Below are 16,811 nucleotides of genomic sequence, written 5' to 3'. Positions count from 1 at the left end.
GTTATTGGAACGTTAAACCTGAAACTTGAAACAAACTCAAAATTCTCTACAACTTAGAACCTTAGCAACTTAAAAAAAATGAAAAACATACTAAATAAATTAATCAATCACGAAGTGCTTTCGAAAGAAGAAGCCAAAGACGTGTTGATCAACATTTCAAGCGGGGCTTACAACCCAAGTCAGATTTCGGCATTTTTGACTGTATTTATGATGCGAAGCATTACCATTGATGAGCTTTCCGGATTCCGCGAAGCTTTATTAGAATTGTGTATTCGTGTGGATTTATCGGCCTACAACGCTATTGATTTGTGCGGAACGGGTGGTGACGGAAAAGATACTTTCAACATTTCGACTTTAGCTTCATTCGTAGCTGCCGGAGCAGGAATAAAGGTAGCAAAACATGGAAATTATGGGGTCTCCTCTATTTCGGGATCAAGCAACGTGATGGAAAAAATGGGAATAAAATTCAGCAACGATCCGTCATTTTTAGAAAAATGTATCGATCAGGCAGGAATTTGTGTTTTACACGCTCCTTTATTTCACCCTGCCATGAAAAATGTGGGACCAATCCGAAAAGAGCTGGCTGTAAAAACATTTTTTAACATGTTAGGTCCAATGGTAAACCCATCTTTCCCTAAAAATCAATTAGTTGGTGTTTTCAATTTAGAATTGGCGAGAATGTATGCTTATTTATATCAAAACACTGATGTTAACTTTACCATCCTTCATTCGCTTGACGGTTACGATGAAATCTCATTAACCGGTCCGACAAAAATCATTACAAGCGATATGGAAGGCATGTTGAAACCAGAGGATTTCAACGTTCGTCTTTTATCACAAAGAGAAATTGAGGGAGGAAGAACCATCGAAGAATCAGCCGATATGTTTGTCAGTATTATTTCCGGAAAAGGAAGTGAGGCTCAGAATAATGTGGTTTGTGCAAATGCCGGAATGGCCATTTCAACCGTAACCAAATGCTCACCTCAGGAAGGTTTTAAGCAGGCCAAAGAAAGTTTGTTTTCCGGAAAAGGACATCAAGTGCTTAAAAAATTACAAGAACTAAGTAAGTAAAAAATATAGTTTCAAGTCTTTTTTGTTTCAGGTTTCAAGTTGTTGAAACCGGGAACTTGAAACCTGAAACCTGAAACCAATAAAACAATGAACATTTTAGATAAAATAATTGTAGATAAAAAACGAGAAGTCGTCCTTAAAAAATCAATCATTCCCGTTTCACAATTGGAAGCTTCTGTGTTTTTTGGAAGAGAAACGATTTCTCTAAGTCAAAAACTGAAGACAAGTTCGACAGGAATAATTGCGGAGCACAAACGCCGTTCACCGTCTAAATCTGTAATCAACCATAGCTTCACAGTAGAAGAAGTTGTTAAAGGTTATGAGAATGCTGGCGCCTGTGGAATTTCAGTTTTAACCGACGGGAAATATTTTGGCGGTTCATTAGACGATTTACTTCTGGCAAGAGCAACTGTAAATATTCCGCTTTTGCGAAAAGAGTTTAACGTCGATGAATATCAGATTTTAGAAGCCAAAGCGTACGGAGCCGATTTAATTTTACTGATTGCAGCCGTTTTAACCCGCGAAGAAATCAAATCGTTATCGGAATTTGCCAAGCAATTAGGGTTAGAAGTTTTACTGGAAGTACACAATCAGGAAGAATTAGAGAAATCTATAATGCCAAGTTTAGATATGATTGGCGTGAATAACAGAAATCTGAAAACCTTTGAAGTAAGTCTGGATTTCAGCAAACAGCTGGCCGCTCAAATCCCGAATGATTTTGTAAAAGTTTCAGAAAGCGGAATTTCATCTATTGAAGCCATTTCAGAATTAAGACCTTATGGTTACAGTGGTTTCCTAATCGGAGAAAACTTTATGAAAACAGACAATGCCGGTCAGGCAGCAACTGAATTTATTAGACAGCTGTAGGCTGTAAGCTTTAAGCCGTAAGCTGAAAACCGAAAAACTTTCTTAACATTACTAATTTAGCCTAAAGCTTATTGCCTAAAGCTTAAAGCATAAAAATAAAAAAAAATGAAACTAAAAATATGCGGTATGAAATATCCCGACAATATACTCGAAACAGGAGCACTCCTGCCCGACTATATGGGATTTATTTTCTGGAAAAAATCCGCACGTTATTTTGACGGAACAATTCCGGAATTGATTCATACCATCAAGAAAACCGGTGTTTTTGTAGATGAAACGGTTGATAACGTACTATCAACAGCAGACAAATATCATTTACAGGCCGTTCAGTTACACGGAAAAGAAACCGTAGAATTTTGCCAGGAACTGAGAGCTAAGATCGATGCCAAAATTGATGTGACTATCGAAATCATAAAAACATTCTCGATAGATGAAAATTTTGATTTTGAAGTTCTGACACCTTTTGAAAAGGTTTGCGATTATTTCCTGTTTGATACAAAAGGAAAATTACCGGGCGGAAACGGAACCACTTTTGACTGGAAAATATTAGAAAATTATAAATCTGAGAAGCCAATCTTTTTGAGTGGTGGCATCGGAATTGAAGAAATACCTGCAATAAAAAACCTCAAAGTGCCTATTTATGCTATCGACGTAAATAGTAAATTTGAGACAGAACCAGGATTAAAGAATACAAGTCTATTAAGAAAGTTTCAGAAAAATCTAAAACCTGCTACTTTAAACCCAAAACAACTATACAATGAATTATAATGTTAACGAAAAAGGATATTACGGAGAGTTTGGAGGAGCCTACATTCCCGAAATGCTTTATCCGAATGTAGAAGAATTACGTCAGAATTATCTAAAAATAACAAGCGAACCAGATTTTAAAGCAGAATTTGACCAATTACTTAGAGATTATGTAGGTCGTCCTAGTCCGCTTTATTTCGCAAAACGTTTGTCAGAGAAGTACAATACCAAAATTTATCTAAAAAGAGAAGATTTAAATCATACTGGAGCACACAAAGTCAATAATACTATTGGACAAATTCTGGTTGCCAAACGTCTGGGTAAAAAAAGAATTATCGCCGAAACCGGTGCCGGTCAGCATGGTGTGGCGAGCGCTACGGTATGCGCTTTAATGGGACTGGAATGTATCGTGTATATGGGTGAAATTGACATCGCACGCCAGGCACCAAACGTGGCGCGTATGAAAATGTTAGGCGCAGAAGTACGTCCGGCACTTTCAGGTTCCAAAACATTAAAAGATGCTACCAATGAAGCTATTCGTGATTGGATTAACAATCCCGTAGATACACATTATATCATAGGCTCAGCAATTGGACCACACCCCTATCCTGACATGGTTACACGTTTTCAAAGTGTTATTTCAGAAGAAATCAAATGGCAGTTAAAAGCAAAAGAAGGACGTGAAAATCCTGATTATGTAGTGGCTTGTATTGGTGGAGGAAGTAATGCGGCCGGAACTTATTATCACTTTCTGCATGAACCTGAAGTGGGGATTATTGCCGTAGAAGCTGCCGGAAAAGGTGTAGACAGCGGTCACAGCGCCGCTACCAGTAAATTAGGAAAAATGGGGATTATTCACGGTTGTAAAACCCTCTTAATGCAAACTCCGGACGGACAAATCACCGAACCGTATTCTATTTCTGCCGGTCTTGATTATCCCGGAGTTGGTCCTATGCATGCACATCTGGCGCAAACCGGTCGCGGGGAATTCTTTTCTGTAACTGATGATGATGCAATGAATGCAGGTTTACAGCTGACCAAACTGGAAGGAATTATTCCGGCAATTGAAAGTGCACATGCCTTTGCTGTTTTAGATCAGAAGAAATTCAAACCAAGCGATATTGTAGTGATCAGTCTTTCCGGTCGCGGAGATAAGGATTTAGATAATTATATTGAATATTTTAAATTGTAATAAAATAGCAACTATGGAAAAGTTATTCTCTTACGGAACATTGCGATCAAAAGAAATTCAGATGCGTCTTTTTAATAAGGTGTTAACCGGAACCCGAGATCAGCTTCACGGTCACAAACTAAAAAGTCTGCAAATCGAAGAAGAATTTGGAATGGCGGACTATGTTGTAGTCGTACCAAGCGCAACCTCTACGGATCCTATACATGGTGTTGTTTTTGACGTCACAAATGCCGATTTGGCTAAAGTAGATCTATTCGAATCTAATGCATATAAAAGAGTTCAGGTAACCTTGAATTCCGGAACAGTTGCCTGGATTTATATCGAAAACAAATAATTCTATACCATGATTCTGGCAGCAGCACAAACAAAACCATTCCGCGAGGATATTGATTCCAACTTATTAGAGCACTATCGTCTTATCGAACTAGCCGTTCAGAATGGAGCAAAATTAATTGCATTTCCTGAAATGTCAATCACAGGTTATGAAAGAGCATACGCTCAAAAACTGGCCTTTCAAAAGGACGATTCGAGATTAGATCATTTAAGAAAATTAGCTTTAAAAAACAATATCGTCATCATTGCAGGAGCGCCAATCCAAATTGAATCAGAATTATTTATCGGCGAATTTATTATTACTCCGGACAATTCTGTTTCGATATACACTAAGCAATTTTTGCATGAAGGAGAAGACGATTTTTTTCAATCTTCGTTTGATTATAATCCGATGATTGAAATTGAAAATCAGAAAATTTCATTTGCTATTTGTGCTGATATCGACAATCCACTGCATCCACAAAATGCATGTAATAGAGAAGCAAGTATTTATATTGCCAGTATTTTCTTTTCGCCAAACGGGATTCCAAATGCTTACAGGCATTTACAAAGTTATGCCGGGAAACACCAATTAAATGTGCTGATGTCTAATTTCAGCGGCGAATCGTGGGGATCACCATCAGCCGGACAAAGTGCTTTCTGGAATAATAAAGGTGAACTTATTGGGCAGATGAACGATACAGATACCGGACTTTTATTGGTAGAATATCAAAACGAAAACTGGACCAGTAAAGTTGTAAAAAATTAGTACAAATCCCTTAATCCGGGAGAAGATAAATTTAAACCTATCTAACTTTTGTTAGGAGAAAAAATAAAAACAATGAACAGAATAACTCAAAAATTACAAGAAGATAAAAAGATTCTTTCTATTTATTTCTCAGCGGGATATCCCAATTTGAATGATACCGTTCCCATCATTCAGGATTTAGAAAAAAATGGTGTTGATTTAATCGAAATTGGCTTGCCTTTTAGTGATCCTTTGGCTGATGGCCCAACGATTCAGGCGAGTTCAACACAGGCACTTCACAATGGAATGACGACTCAAATTCTCTTTGACCAGTTGAAAAACATCCGCGAAAGCGTAAAAATTCCGTTGATTATTATGGGATATTTCAACCCAATGCTGCAATACGGAATCGAAGAATTTTGTAAAAAATGTGCCGAAATTGGTATCGATGGCTTAATTATTCCGGATTTACCAGTTGATGTTTACGCAGCCGAATACAAAGCAATTTTCGAAAAATACGGTTTAATCAATGTCTTTTTGATTACCCCTCAAACGTCAGAAGAACGTATACGTTTTATTGACAGCGTTTCAAATGGATTCATTTATATGGTGAGTTCTGCCAGCGTAACGGGTTCTCAGGCCGGTTTCGGAAATACTCAGGAAAGTTATTTCGAAAGAATTGCCCAAATGGATCTTAAAAACCCACAAATCGTAGGTTTTGGAATTTCAAATAAAGAAACATTCAATCAGGCTACCAAATATGCCAAAGGTGCTATTATCGGAAGTGCTTTCATCAAACATTTAAGCGAAAACGGTTCTGAAAAAATTGAAGAATTTGTTAGCGAGATAAGATAATTAATTTTTCTACTAAATATAGTAATACCGTCTGGTTTGTCATTTCTACGAAGGAGACACGAGCGATAGCGACTGACAAAGTAAATCACACTCGTAATTCGACAAAGATTGACTCTTATGCATCAGGATTTCTTATATGATTTCTCCCTTCGGTCGAAATGACAAAAAAACATTAAAAGCTGAAAACAGTACTGTTTTCAGCTTTTTTTTTGCACAAAATTATCAAACTTATACAATGTTAATATTTTGTTAAAACAAAATTAAACAACTGTTTAAATTAAACGGTTGTTTAATTTTGTACCCGATTAGAAACATTACCATGTCAAACTTCGAATTAAACGATAAAAAAAATTCAAATTCTGGAAGTTGCAGAAAAGCTATTTTCTGAAAAAGGATTTGAAGGAACTTCGATACGGGATATCTCAAAACATGCCAAGATTAACATTGCTATGGTTTCGTATTATTTTGGTTCAAAAGAAAGACTACTTGAAGCCTTAATCATTTACAAGACATCTGATTTAAAGTTGAAGCTCGAAAATTTATTACTGGAAAATATCGAACCTATCGATAAAGTCAATAAATTAATCGAAATTTACATCACCAGAATAAGCTGTAATAAAGGGATTTTCAGAGTTTTACATTTTGAAATCAATGCAAAAAAAAGGGAAAAAAGTTTTATTGCCTTCACAGAACTAAAAAAGGGAAATCTAAAATCTGTTGAAAGTATTATTAAACAAGGTCAGGAAAAAGGGGTTTTCAGAAAAGATGTTATCATTCCGCTCATCACTCCAACAATTATCGGAACCTTTTTTCACTTTCATATGAACAAACCTTTCTTTGAAGAATTATTAAACTTAAATACCGAAGAATTGTATAATAATTATATAAAAACCAGTCTTACAAAGCACATTCAACAAACTATAAAAGCGCTACTTGTTTATGAAAATTAGTCAATTAATGCTCTTTGGGGTTTTCTTCATCGGAATTTCGTCAATAGAAGCACAAGAGAAAACAAGTTTAACCTTAGGCGAGGCCGTACAAATGGCCTGGGAAAAAAGTAACGAAGTTACACTTGCCAACTCTAAGGTAAACACAAAAAAATACGAATTAAAAAGCGTAAAAGACAATCAATATCCGGATATTAAAATTTCCGGTCAATACCAACGTCTTACGAAGGCATCGATTAGTATGCCAAATCAAAGTGAAAATGCCTCTATTGCATCTCCGGACAGAGCAATGTTTGGAATGGCAACTTTGAGCCTTCCTTTATTTTCAGGATTCAAAATTCAGAATAGTATTGAGGCCTACGATAACTTATACGAAGCGGAAAATGCTACAGCTGCCAAAACAAAAGAGGATGTTGCTTTAAAAGTAATTACCTATTACACTGCTTTGTATAAAGCTCAAAAAACATTAGATGTTTTAAATGAAAATCAAAAAAGTGCGAAACAACGTGTTACTGATTTCACAGAATTGGAGAAGAATGGAATTATTCCAAGAAATGATTTATTAAAGTCTCAATTACTGGTTTCAAAAACGCAATTATCTATTGATGAAGCGACTAACAATCTTAACAATATCAACTTCTATCTAACCACTTTATTAAAGTTAGACCCTAACACGAAACTGCAGGTTAATGAAGCTGATTTTTTCAACTTAAAAACAAGCAATGCGCCAACATCAGATGCAATAGCTCTTGAAAACAGAAAAGATTTGGAAGCAATTCGTTTGCAGCAAAAAGCTACTGAGTCAAATATAAAAGTAGCAAAAGCAGCCTATTATCCTACATTAGCCTTACTGGGCGGTTATACAGCTCTGGACCTTAAAGACATTATAACGGTAAGATATGCTATGAACTTTGGATTAGGTTTAACTTATGACTTATCCGGAATTTACAAAAACAGTGCTCATGTACGAGTAGCGGAAAGCAAAGCTCTGGAAGTTAAAAATAGTGAAGCTGTAATGACGGACCGTATTAAAGTTGAAGTTCAAAAATCAATTGAAGATTATGATCTGGCTATAAATCAAAGTGTGGTTTACGATGAAGCTCTTCAACAAGCAAGTGAAAATTACAGACTTGTAAAAGATAAGTTTGACAATGGTTTATCAGATACTAATGATTTGGTTGAAGCTGACGTTGAACAATTAAGCGCTAAAATAAATACAGCACTATCAAAAGCTACTATCATTCAAAAATATTACGAATTACTTTCGGTATCCGGACAATTATCACAATCATTCAATCTTTCTAAAATATAATCGACAGCTCTCATGGAAAAGAAAAAAACAAATACTAAATTCATCATTATACTAGCCGTTTTGGTTTTAGTGGGCGGAACTTACGGAATAACTAAGTACATGCACTCTTTAGCTCACGAAGAAACGGACGATGCTCAAATCGAGAAAAAAATGAATCCGATTATTCCAAGAGTATCGGGATATATTAGTAAAGTATACGTAAAAGATAATGATTTTGTAAAAAAAGGGGATACTTTGTTTACGATTGATAAAAGAGATTACCAGTTAAAAATCGATGAGGCTAATGCTGCTTTATTAGGTGCTGAAGGACAATACGAAGCTGCAAAAGCTGATATCGGAAGCGCCAATGCAAGCATCTCTGTATCGGATGCGCAAATGAAATCTGCAACAGGTTCTATCGAAAGCGCAAAAATCAGATTAAGACAAATTACAAACGACTACAACCGTTACAATAATTTGTACAAAACACATACGATTACAAAACAACAATATGAACAGGCTCTATCTGCAAAAGAAGAAGCTGAAAACCAGGTACGTGTTTTGCAAGATCAACAACGAGCTAGTTCTTACCAGAAATCAGTAATTCAATCGAAATCAAAAGTTTCTGACAAACAAACTGAAGTAGCTTCCGCTAATATCAAAAAAGCGAAAACAATGTTAGACGTTGCTCATTTAAACCTTAGCTATACGGTTGTAACTGCTGCAATTGACGGTCAGGTTTCTAAAGTAGATATTCAACCGGGACAATTAGTTCAACCGGGACAATCTTTATTTTACATCATCAACAACAATGAAGCTTGGGTTGTGGCTAACTTTAAAGAAACACAATTGAACAAAATGGTTGCCGGACAAAAAGTAAGTCTAAAAGTTGACGCTTATCCAAACTATGAATTTAAAGGAACGGTAACTTCTTTTTCTCCTGCAACGGGATCACGTTTTTCTTTATTACCTCCTGATAATGCAACAGGTAACTTCGTAAAAACAATTCAGAGATTACCAGTAAAAATTAGTTTAGACGAATCAAACGATCCGAAGAAAGTAAAATTACTAAGACCAGGGATGAATGTTGATGTAGATGTACATTTAAAATAAAATAATGGCAGCAGTACAAGCAGACGAAGATTTAGTAGAATACGGATACAGACGTGTCATCATTACGATTACGGCAGTACTTTGTGCCTTGCTTGAAATTGTAGATACGACAATTGTAAACGTAGCACTAACAGACATGCGAGGTAGCCTTGGCGCTACTTTAACTGATGTGGCCTGGGTAATTACAGCATACGCCATTGCGAATGTGATTGTAATTCCGATGACGAGCTGGCTTTCGCAACAATTTGGAAGACGTAATTATTTTGTGGCTTCTATCATAATATTTACGGTCTGTTCCTTTTTATGCGGAAACGCCACCAATATTTGGGAACTGGTAGCTTTTAGATTTGTTCAGGGTATGGGTGGAGGTGCCTTGCTGGTAACAGCACAGACCATTATCACCGAAAGTTATCCTGTAGCAAAACGTGGAATGGCTCAGGCTATTTACGGAATGGGAGTAATTGTTGGACCAACTTTAGGACCGCCATTAGGAGGATATTTAGTAGACAACTACTCCTGGCCTTATATTTTTTACATTAATATTCCATTGGGGATCATTGCTACTATTTTAGCGTTAACGTTCGTAAGAAGTCCTAAATATGGAGAAAAATTAAAAGCCAATCAGGTTGACTGGTGGGGAATTATATTACTTGCAGCCTTTATCGGGTCTTTACAATTCGTTCTGGAGCACGGGCAACAAGACGATTGGTTCAACGATTCAACTATCATAACTTTAAGTGTGGTTACGGTTTTAGGATTGGTCTTATTTATCTGGAGAGAACTCACTTATAAACATCCAATCGTAAACTTAAGTGTTCTAAAGGACGGAAATCTTAGAATAGGAACCGTAATGTGTTTCATTCTTGGTTTCGGTCTGTACGGATCTACTTTAATTATCCCAATCTACACGCAGTCTATTTTAGGATGGACCGCAACAGATGCCGGATTATTATTGATTCCAGGGTCTATTACCACAGCAATCATGATGCCTTTTGTGGGGAATATGATTCAGAGAGGAGTTCCTCAGGGATATATGGTTGGAGTTGGATTTTTGGTATTCTTTTTCTTTACCTTTATGATGCAGACCCGTATGACTCCTGATACCGGAGTTGAACATATGTACTGGCCTTTAATTCTAAGAGGAATTGGTTTAGGATTACTTTTTGTACCTATTACTACACTCTCTCTATCTACTTTAAAAGGAAAACATATTGGTGAAGGAGCTGCTTTTACCGGAATGATGAGACAATTAGGAGGTTCGTTTGGTATTGCCATTATCACCACGTTTATTACTCGTTTAGGACAGGAACACCGAGTGAACTTACTAACCAATTTAGATCCTGCAAAATATGAAGTACAGCAGCGTATTGCAGGAATGCAAAGAGCTTTTATGTCTAAAGGATATAGTGCAGACGTTGCATTGAAAAAAGCTTACCAAGCCATTGAATATTCTGTAATGAAACAAAGTACTGTAATGGCTTATATGGATATCTTCATGTATTTGGGAATTATGTTCTTATGCTGTATTCCAATTATTCTTTTAATCAAAAAAGGAAAAAACAAGATTAATCCTGCTGATGCAATGCATTAATAATAATTGATTTATAATACGTAAAAACGCCGAATTCAAAAATCGAATTCGGCGTTTTTCTTTTAAATATATTTGATCCATCATAAAGGGATTAAAATCCCTCCCTACAATATGATTCGAGCCTACTGCTCTTCAAAAAATCTCAGAAACTTAGCATCTTAGTCACTTAGAACCTTAAAAAAAACTATCTGGTAAACACCAAATGATTTCCCTTCGAAAGATTACCATCAAACTGATACCCTTCATAATTAAATCCTTTTAAGTCTTCAATAGTTTCAGCATTAGTATCAATAATATAACGCACCATCATCCCCCTTGCCTTTTTGGCAAAGAAACTGATCATTTTGAGTTTTCCGTCTTTATAATCTTTAAAGTCCGGTGTAATCACAGGAACTTTTAAAGCTTTCACATCTACTGCAGAGAAATACTCATTACTGGCTAAATTGACGAACAGCTCTCCCTTAGACAACTCTTTATTTAATGCTTTTGTCACAGTTGGTTTCCAAAACTCGTGCAGATTTTTATACTCCCCAACTGGCAATTTTGTTCCCATTTCCAGACGGTAAGCCTGCATTAAATCTAATGGTTTCAAAACTCCGTAAAGTCCCGACAGAATTCGAAGTTTGCTTTGAAGAACGTCCAGTTTCTCCACAGGAATAGTATAAGCATCTAAACCAGTATAAACGTCTCCATCAAAAGTATAGACCGCCGGACGGGCATTTTCAGGTGTAAATGGTGTTTTCCAATCCTGATTTCTTTTCCAGTTCAAATCTGATAGCTTAGCTGAAATCGACATTAATTCAGATAACTCAGCAGGTTTTTTAGTCTTTAAGATTTTATGAACTACACGTGCTTCTTTTAAAAAATGAGGTTCTGTATATTGAGTAGTAGGTAATTCTTTTTCGAAATTCAATGACTTTGCAGGCGATATAACAATTTTCATGTGTACATTTTTATATACTCCAAAAATACAAATTGAAATTTTAAAAATAACAGATCTGAATTGATTTGTTCGATCGCATTATAAAGGTTCCTTTTCGTCACAGATTAAAAGGATTTTTTGCAGTTTTTTAATCCTTCTAATCCTTTTAATCTGTGCCGAAATAAAATCGCAAAATTCGCGAAATTCGTGACAAACCAGTTTTCCTCTTTTCCATTTCAACAAAAATTGATGCTTAAAACCACGAATTTCTTCAAAAAAGTGAGCAATAGATTGTATTAGGCATTTTCTATGTTGTAAATTTGCAGTCGTTCATTCTCTTCTTGAATAAACAGATATTTAAAATTAGTGAATTCGTGGCTATACAAACAAATTATAAAACTGCTTTACAACATAAAATCTTCGATATCATTTCGAAGGCATCCCGGGAACTCAACGTTGACAGTTACGTCATCGGAGGTTTTGTTCGGGATTTACTTTTAAACAGAGGTTCTAAAAAAGATATTGATGTTGTTGCTGTAGGCAGCGGTATCGAATTGGCACTTAAAGTTTCTGATTTACTTCCTAATAAACCAAAAGTTCAGGTTTTTAAAACTTATGGAACTGCCATGCTTCGTTTTGAAGATACCGATATTGAATTTGTCGGAGCAAGAAAAGAATCTTACAGTTCAGACAGCCGAAATCCAGTAGTGGAGAACGGAACCCTGGAAGACGATCAAAACCGTCGTGATTTTACGATTAATGCTTTGGCTTTATCATTAAATGAAGAAAACTTCGGAGATCTTTCTGATCCTTTTAATGGTTTGTCTGATTTAGAAAACAAAATCATCAAGACTCCTTTAGATCCGGACATCACTTATTCTGATGATCCACTGCGCATGCTGCGTGCGATTCGCTTTGCCACACAATTGAATTTCGAAATAGAAGAAAATTCATTAAATGCCATCACAAAAAATGCCGATCGCATTAAAATTATTTCAGGTGAGAGAATTGTTGACGAATTAAACAAAATCCTCTCCACTCCTAAACCTTCAACCGGCTTTTTACTATTATACAAAACGGGACTTTTAGATTTAATTTTACCCGAATTAACAGCATTAAATCAGGTAGAAGAAATTGAAGGTCATACCCATAAAAACAACTTTTATCACACATTGGAAGTGGTCGACAATATTTGCCCAAATACAGACGATGTATGGTTACGCTGGGCAGCTTTATTGCACGATATTGGAAAAGCACCCACAAAACGTTTCAATAAAAAACAAGGCTGGACTTTTCACGGGCATGAGTTTTTAGGTGGAAAGATGACTAAAAAGATTTTCGAACGTCTGCACATGCCGTTGAACCACAAAATGAAATTTGTGCAAAAAATGGTTATCATGAGTTCACGTCCTATTGTTTTGGCTGACGACATCGTAACCGATAGTGCAGTACGTCGTTTGGTTTTTGATGCCGGTGAGGATGTCGAAAATCTAATGACTTTGTGTGAGGCAGATATCACCACCAAAAATCCGTCAAAGTTTAAAAAATACCATAAAAACTTCGAGCTCGTCCGCAAGAAAATCGTTGAAGTCGAAGAACGCGATCATGTTCGTAATTTTCAACCGCCCATTTCGGGTGAAGAAATTATGGAAATCTTTGATTTGAAGCCTTCAAGAGAAATTGGAATTTTGAAAGAAGCCGTAAAAGAAGCAATTCTTGAAGGTGACATTCCAAATGAATATCAGGCTGCTTATGATTTTGTGATTAAAAGAGCTGAAAAATTAGGCTTAAAAAAAGTATAAAGAATTAAGTATTATTTTATAAAATGAAAAAAGAAAATAAATCAGTAATCATCTGGTTGCTATCAGGTTGTGTTTTGCTATTTTTAATGGTTGTCGTTGGCGGAATTACCCGTCTGACCAATTCAGGTTTATCCATGACCGACTGGCATTTGGTAACAGATACTTTTCCTCCATTGACAGAAGCAAAATGGAATGAAGCATTTGAACAATACAAGAAATTTCCGGAGTACCAAAAAATTAATATTCACAACGATTTTCAGCTTTCAGATTATAAATTCATCTATTTCTGGGAATGGTTTCACCGCTTTATCGGTCGTATTATCGGACTGGTTTTCTTTCTTCCTTTTGTGTATTTCCTAATTCGAAAAAAACTCGATCGTCCAACCATAAACAAATGTATCGTCCTTTTGGCAATGGGAGGTTTTCAGGGGTTCTTAGGCTGGTTTATGGTTCGCAGCGGATTAATCGACAATCCGGATGTTAGTCATTTCAGACTTTCTCTTCATCTTACTTTTGCTTTTATTACTTTTGCTTATACACTTTGGGTTGCCTTAGATTTAATTTATCCGGAACGCAATGTTTATAAAATAATTCCGCTTCGTAATATCGCAAGAATAGCTCTTGTCGCTTTCCTGATTCAAATTATTTACGGCGGATTTGTAGCCGGTCTTAATGCCGGTTTAATACACAATCACTGGCCTTTAATGAGTGACGGACAATTTATTCACGATTCGGTTTTTATTGAACAGCCTACTTTGGTTAAAAACTTAATCGAAGGAAAAAGCGGAGTTCAGTTTGTACACAGAACTTTTGCTTATGTAGTAGTGGCTCTTATCCTTTTCTTATATTACAAAGGAACTCAATTTTCTCTAACCAGAAATCAGTCTAAGGGAATCAACGTTCTTCTTGTCTTTGTTTTTATTCAGTTCTTACTGGGCGTTTTTACACTTTTATACAGTGTTCCTCTAGCACTAGGATTAATTCATCAAATTATGGCTTTTTTCCTTTTGAGTGCCATGACCTACACTTTGCACCGATTGAGTAAATAATAACTTAAATTATATAGAAAGAGCTGGAAAATTCCAGCTCTTTTTTATTTAAGGATATCGCCCGAGCCCACGGCTCTCCATATTTGATAAACTTTTTTTTAAGCGGATTAAAATCCGCTCCTACAAAATGCGTCGAGCCAATGGCTCTCTCTTAATCATTAAAACCGCTCAAACACATTATAATTTAGAATATGGCCCAAGCCTACGGCTCTCCATATTGATAACCTATTTTTTAAAGCGAATTAAAATCCGCTTTAAAAAATGCGTCGAGCCAATGGCTCTCTCTTAATCATTGAAGCTGTTCAGGCACATTATAAAATTCCGAAGGAATGACAAATATTGTAGCAATGGATTTTGATCCATTGAAAAATAAATTCAACCCGCAAAAAAGTTCCGTAGGAACGATACATTTATTAAATAAGTTTACCCCAGCCAGTTTTTAAAGTCCTGCACTTTCTCACGGCTCACAATTACCTCATCCTCTTTATAAGTTGGCAAAATTACCTTTAACCGTGAATTGGTATAAACCTGAATTTCTTTTATCGCCGTAAGTGGAACAATGAATTTTCGGCTAACGCGAAAGAAATCTTTTTTATCGATTTCCTGCTCCAGGATTTCTAAAGTCGAATCAATTAAATAATTTCTATTATCAAAAGTATGAATGTAGGTTCCTTTATTTTCACTAAAGAAACACTCAATTTCGTCTGTTGTAATGACCTTTAAATGCTGTCCGATTTTAACTGTAAATCGTTTTTTATAATTCTTTTCAAAGGGATTTGACAACATTTGACGAATTTGTTCAAAATCAAGTTGCAAATTTGAATTTTCTGAACTTGTTTTGGGTAATCTGGTTTTGAATTTCGCAACAGCAACCTCCAGATCATCTTCATCAATGGGTTTTAAAAGATAATCGATACTGTTTAATTTAAAGGCTTTTAAGGCATATTCATCATAAGCTGTGGTAAAAATAATGGCGCTCTGAATATTTATTTTTTCGAAAATTTCAAACGACAAACCATCAGACAATTGAATATCCAGAAATATGAGATCCGGATGTTCATTATTTTCAAACCAATAAACGGATTCTTCAACAGAATGCAACATGGTCTTTACAGCAATATCTAACTTTTCGAGTTTTCGTTGTAGTAATCTTGCTGCCGGTTTTTCGTCTTCTATAATTAATGTGGTCATTTCGTAAGATGCAAAATTTAAAAATTCAGTTTAAAATTACTTCCATTTATTTTTATTTTCAGCCTCTTTCTTCATTATTTTTTGAATTTTCTTTTGCTCCCAATCTCTATTGAAAAAAACATCAGGGCCAAAAACAGAAATTCCATGAATCACTAAAGCAATTCCCCAAAAAAATGCAGTCGAATAAATTTCCCAATCACGGAATCCTCTAATGACAAAATGATCTCCTATATAACTTTGATTCAGACTTGAAACAATGATGATAATGTTCACCAATATATAAACTCTTAAATGCGAATAAAAGCCTTTAATTCTCTTTACTTTTTTGTATGCCAAATTGAAACTTTCGTCTGTACTAAACTCATGTGAATACTCTTCGTACATCTGTCTTCTAAACTGTCCCATATTATTTTGATTTAAAAATTATTGCCATTTTGTGTTATTGTTCTGTGCCTCTCTCTCCATATATTTTTGGATCTTTTTTTGTTCCCATTCATTGCTAAAAAAAATATCAGGACCAAATACGGTGAAAGCATGAATGACTAAAGCTACTCCCCAGCATATGGCTGTCGAATAAGTACGCCAGTCTAACAATCCATTTTCATAAACACTATGGCTGAAATAATCTCTGTTTAAATTAGAAACTATAATGATGGCATTCACAATCAGATACACTTTTAAGTGTGTGTAAAAGCCTTTGATTTTTTTCACTTTTCTGTAGGCTAAATTATAGCTTTCGTCTGTACTAATTTCATCTCTGTAAACTTCGTACCTGTCTCTTCTATATCGTCTCATTTTACTTTAATTATTGCCATTTATTTTTATTCTCTCTCTCTTTTTCCATCAGTTCTTTGATCTTTTTTTCTTCCCAGTCTTTTCCAAGAACCGGAAATACATTAAAGACTTTCAAACCGTGAAAAACCACTCCAACTCCCCACCACATTAAGGGCCAGTAAAACCATAAATGCCTTGGTGATGTATAAAGATTGATAAAAATCAGAACAAGATTTACAATAACGTATGCTGTTAAATTGCCATAGAAACCTTTGATTTCCTCCACTCTCTTTTTTGCGAGGTAATATTTATCCTCTTCATTCAAATTTACTTCCATGA

The 16,811-nt window shown here is 35.6% G+C and carries 18 protein-coding genes; 13 read left to right on the top strand and 5 right to left on the bottom strand.

Annotated features, from left to right (window positions below; all coding sequences use genetic code 11):
- The first annotated feature begins 78 nt into the window (after nt 1-78).
- The 11 genes from trpD to C245_RS0103780 all read left to right on the top strand — a co-directional run bounded on the left by trpD (nt 79) and on the right by C245_RS0103780 (nt 10,734).
- Nucleotides 79-1,071 (top strand): anthranilate phosphoribosyltransferase, encoded by a 993-nt coding sequence (gene trpD, locus C245_RS0103835; protein ID WP_017495258.1) that lies wholly within the window; start codon nt 79-81, stop codon nt 1,069-1,071.
- An 87-nt stretch (nt 1,072-1,158) separates the two neighbouring features.
- Nucleotides 1,159-1,938, top strand: coding sequence for an indole-3-glycerol phosphate synthase TrpC (trpC, locus tag C245_RS0103825; RefSeq protein WP_017495257.1), 780 nt, complete (start codon nt 1,159-1,161; stop codon nt 1,936-1,938).
- A gap of 105 nt (nt 1,939-2,043) precedes the next feature.
- Nucleotides 2,044-2,706: a phosphoribosylanthranilate isomerase gene (locus C245_RS0103820; RefSeq protein WP_017495256.1), complete on the top strand. Its 663-nt coding sequence runs from the start codon at nt 2,044-2,046 to the stop codon at nt 2,704-2,706.
- On the top strand, nt 2,696-3,877 hold the full coding sequence (trpB, locus tag C245_RS0103815; RefSeq protein WP_017495255.1) for a tryptophan synthase subunit beta: 1,182 nt from the start codon (nt 2,696-2,698) through the stop codon (nt 3,875-3,877). The genes C245_RS0103820 and trpB overlap by 11 nt, the downstream gene beginning before the upstream one ends.
- 13 nt (nt 3,878-3,890) lie before the next feature.
- Nucleotides 3,891-4,211 carry a gamma-glutamylcyclotransferase family protein gene (locus tag C245_RS0103810; protein ID WP_017495254.1) on the top strand — a complete coding sequence of 107 codons (321 nt, stop codon included), beginning with the start codon at nt 3,891-3,893 and terminating at the stop codon, nt 4,209-4,211.
- Between the two features lie 9 nt (nt 4,212-4,220).
- Entirely contained in the window at nt 4,221-4,958 is a 738-nt protein-coding gene (locus C245_RS0103805) for a carbon-nitrogen hydrolase family protein (RefSeq protein WP_017495253.1), read from the top strand.
- Between the two features lie 72 nt (nt 4,959-5,030).
- Complete coding sequence (gene trpA / locus C245_RS0103800) at nt 5,031-5,792, top strand: tryptophan synthase subunit alpha (protein ID WP_017495252.1); 762 nt, start codon at nt 5,031-5,033, stop codon at nt 5,790-5,792.
- Between the two features lie 341 nt (nt 5,793-6,133).
- Nucleotides 6,134-6,742, top strand: coding sequence for a helix-turn-helix domain-containing protein (locus C245_RS0103795; protein ID WP_035746151.1), 609 nt, complete (start codon nt 6,134-6,136; stop codon nt 6,740-6,742).
- Complete coding sequence (locus C245_RS0103790; protein ID WP_017495250.1) at nt 6,732-8,051, top strand: TolC family protein; 1,320 nt, start codon at nt 6,732-6,734, stop codon at nt 8,049-8,051. The genes C245_RS0103795 and C245_RS0103790 overlap by 11 nt, the downstream gene beginning before the upstream one ends.
- A gap of 12 nt (nt 8,052-8,063) precedes the next feature.
- Entirely contained in the window at nt 8,064-9,143 is a 1,080-nt protein-coding gene (locus C245_RS0103785) for an HlyD family secretion protein (protein WP_017495249.1), read from the top strand.
- Between the two features lie 4 nt (nt 9,144-9,147).
- On the top strand, nt 9,148-10,734 hold the full coding sequence (locus C245_RS0103780; RefSeq protein WP_017495248.1) for an MDR family MFS transporter: 1,587 nt from the start codon (nt 9,148-9,150) through the stop codon (nt 10,732-10,734).
- A gap of 184 nt (nt 10,735-10,918) precedes the next feature.
- Here C245_RS0103780 and yaaA read toward each other — a convergent pair whose 3' ends face one another.
- On the bottom strand, nt 10,919-11,677 hold the full coding sequence (gene yaaA, locus C245_RS0103775) for a peroxide stress protein YaaA (RefSeq protein WP_017495247.1): 759 nt from the start codon (nt 11,675-11,677) through the stop codon (nt 10,919-10,921).
- A gap of 353 nt (nt 11,678-12,030) precedes the next feature.
- Here yaaA and C245_RS0103765 point away from each other — a divergent pair, with 353 nt between their 5' ends.
- Nucleotides 12,031-13,458: a CCA tRNA nucleotidyltransferase gene (locus C245_RS0103765; protein ID WP_026109850.1), complete on the top strand. Its 1,428-nt coding sequence runs from the start codon at nt 12,031-12,033 to the stop codon at nt 13,456-13,458.
- A gap of 23 nt (nt 13,459-13,481) precedes the next feature.
- Nucleotides 13,482-14,507 (top strand): COX15/CtaA family protein, encoded by a 1,026-nt coding sequence (locus C245_RS0103760; RefSeq protein WP_017495244.1) that lies wholly within the window; start codon nt 13,482-13,484, stop codon nt 14,505-14,507.
- Nucleotides 14,508-14,930: 423 nt separating this feature from the next.
- Here the strand turns inward: C245_RS0103760 and C245_RS0103755 are convergent, their stop codons facing one another.
- From C245_RS0103755 to C245_RS0103740, 4 genes are read right to left on the bottom strand one after another with little or no spacing between them, the layout of a single operon-like run.
- Nucleotides 14,931-15,698: a LytTR family DNA-binding domain-containing protein gene (locus tag C245_RS0103755; RefSeq protein WP_017495243.1), complete on the bottom strand. Its 768-nt coding sequence runs from the start codon at nt 15,696-15,698 to the stop codon at nt 14,931-14,933.
- Between the two features lie 36 nt (nt 15,699-15,734).
- Nucleotides 15,735-16,103 carry a 2TM domain-containing protein gene (locus C245_RS0103750; RefSeq protein ID WP_017495242.1) on the bottom strand — a complete coding sequence of 123 codons (369 nt, stop codon included), beginning with the start codon at nt 16,101-16,103 and terminating at the stop codon, nt 15,735-15,737.
- Nucleotides 16,104-16,121: 18 nt separating this feature from the next.
- The gene (locus tag C245_RS0103745) at nt 16,122-16,493 is read right to left on the bottom strand and encodes a 2TM domain-containing protein (protein ID WP_017495241.1); all 372 of its coding nucleotides are present in this window, start codon (nt 16,491-16,493) and stop codon (nt 16,122-16,124) included.
- A gap of 10 nt (nt 16,494-16,503) precedes the next feature.
- A complete protein-coding gene (locus C245_RS0103740) occupies nt 16,504-16,809 on the bottom strand; it encodes a 2TM domain-containing protein (RefSeq protein WP_198288037.1) in 306 nt (101 codons plus the stop codon).
- Nucleotides 16,810-16,811: the final 2 nt, after the last annotated feature.

This window comes from Flavobacterium sp. WG21 (assembly GCF_000335775.1).
GTDB lineage: Bacteria > Bacteroidota > Bacteroidia > Flavobacteriales > Flavobacteriaceae > Flavobacterium > Flavobacterium tructae.
The sequence above is the reverse complement of the archived record's forward strand: the minus strand, read 5'-3'. Positions and strand labels throughout refer to the sequence as shown.

Bases quoted from the DNA above. Each gene is read 5' to 3' on its own strand.
- trpD (WP_017495258.1), top strand. From the start codon at position 79: ATGAAAAACATACTAAATAAATTAATCAATCACGAAGTGCTTTCGAAA.
- trpC (WP_017495257.1), top strand. From the start codon at position 1,159: ATGAACATTTTAGATAAAATAATTGTAGATAAAAAACGAGAAGTCGTC.
- C245_RS0103820 (WP_017495256.1), top strand. From the start codon at position 2,044: ATGAAACTAAAAATATGCGGTATGAAATATCCCGACAATATACTCGAA.
- trpB (WP_017495255.1), top strand. From the start codon at position 2,696: ATGAATTATAATGTTAACGAAAAAGGATATTACGGAGAGTTTGGAGGA.
- C245_RS0103810 (WP_017495254.1), top strand. From the start codon at position 3,891: ATGGAAAAGTTATTCTCTTACGGAACATTGCGATCAAAAGAAATTCAG.
- C245_RS0103805 (WP_017495253.1), top strand. From the start codon at position 4,221: ATGATTCTGGCAGCAGCACAAACAAAACCATTCCGCGAGGATATTGAT.
- trpA (WP_017495252.1), top strand. From the start codon at position 5,031: ATGAACAGAATAACTCAAAAATTACAAGAAGATAAAAAGATTCTTTCT.
- C245_RS0103790 (WP_017495250.1), top strand. From the start codon at position 6,732: ATGAAAATTAGTCAATTAATGCTCTTTGGGGTTTTCTTCATCGGAATT.
- C245_RS0103785 (WP_017495249.1), top strand. From the start codon at position 8,064: ATGGAAAAGAAAAAAACAAATACTAAATTCATCATTATACTAGCCGTT.
- C245_RS0103780 (WP_017495248.1), top strand. From the start codon at position 9,148: ATGGCAGCAGTACAAGCAGACGAAGATTTAGTAGAATACGGATACAGA.
- yaaA (WP_017495247.1), bottom strand. From the start codon at position 11,677: ATGAAAATTGTTATATCGCCTGCAAAGTCATTGAATTTCGAAAAAGAA.
- C245_RS0103760 (WP_017495244.1), top strand. From the start codon at position 13,482: ATGAAAAAAGAAAATAAATCAGTAATCATCTGGTTGCTATCAGGTTGT.
- C245_RS0103755 (WP_017495243.1), bottom strand. From the start codon at position 15,698: ATGACCACATTAATTATAGAAGACGAAAAACCGGCAGCAAGATTACTA.
- C245_RS0103750 (WP_017495242.1), bottom strand. From the start codon at position 16,103: ATGGGACAGTTTAGAAGACAGATGTACGAAGAGTATTCACATGAGTTT.
- C245_RS0103745 (WP_017495241.1), bottom strand. From the start codon at position 16,493: ATGAGACGATATAGAAGAGACAGGTACGAAGTTTACAGAGATGAAATT.
- C245_RS0103740 (WP_198288037.1), bottom strand. From the start codon at position 16,809: ATGGAAGTAAATTTGAATGAAGAGGATAAATATTACCTCGCAAAAAAG.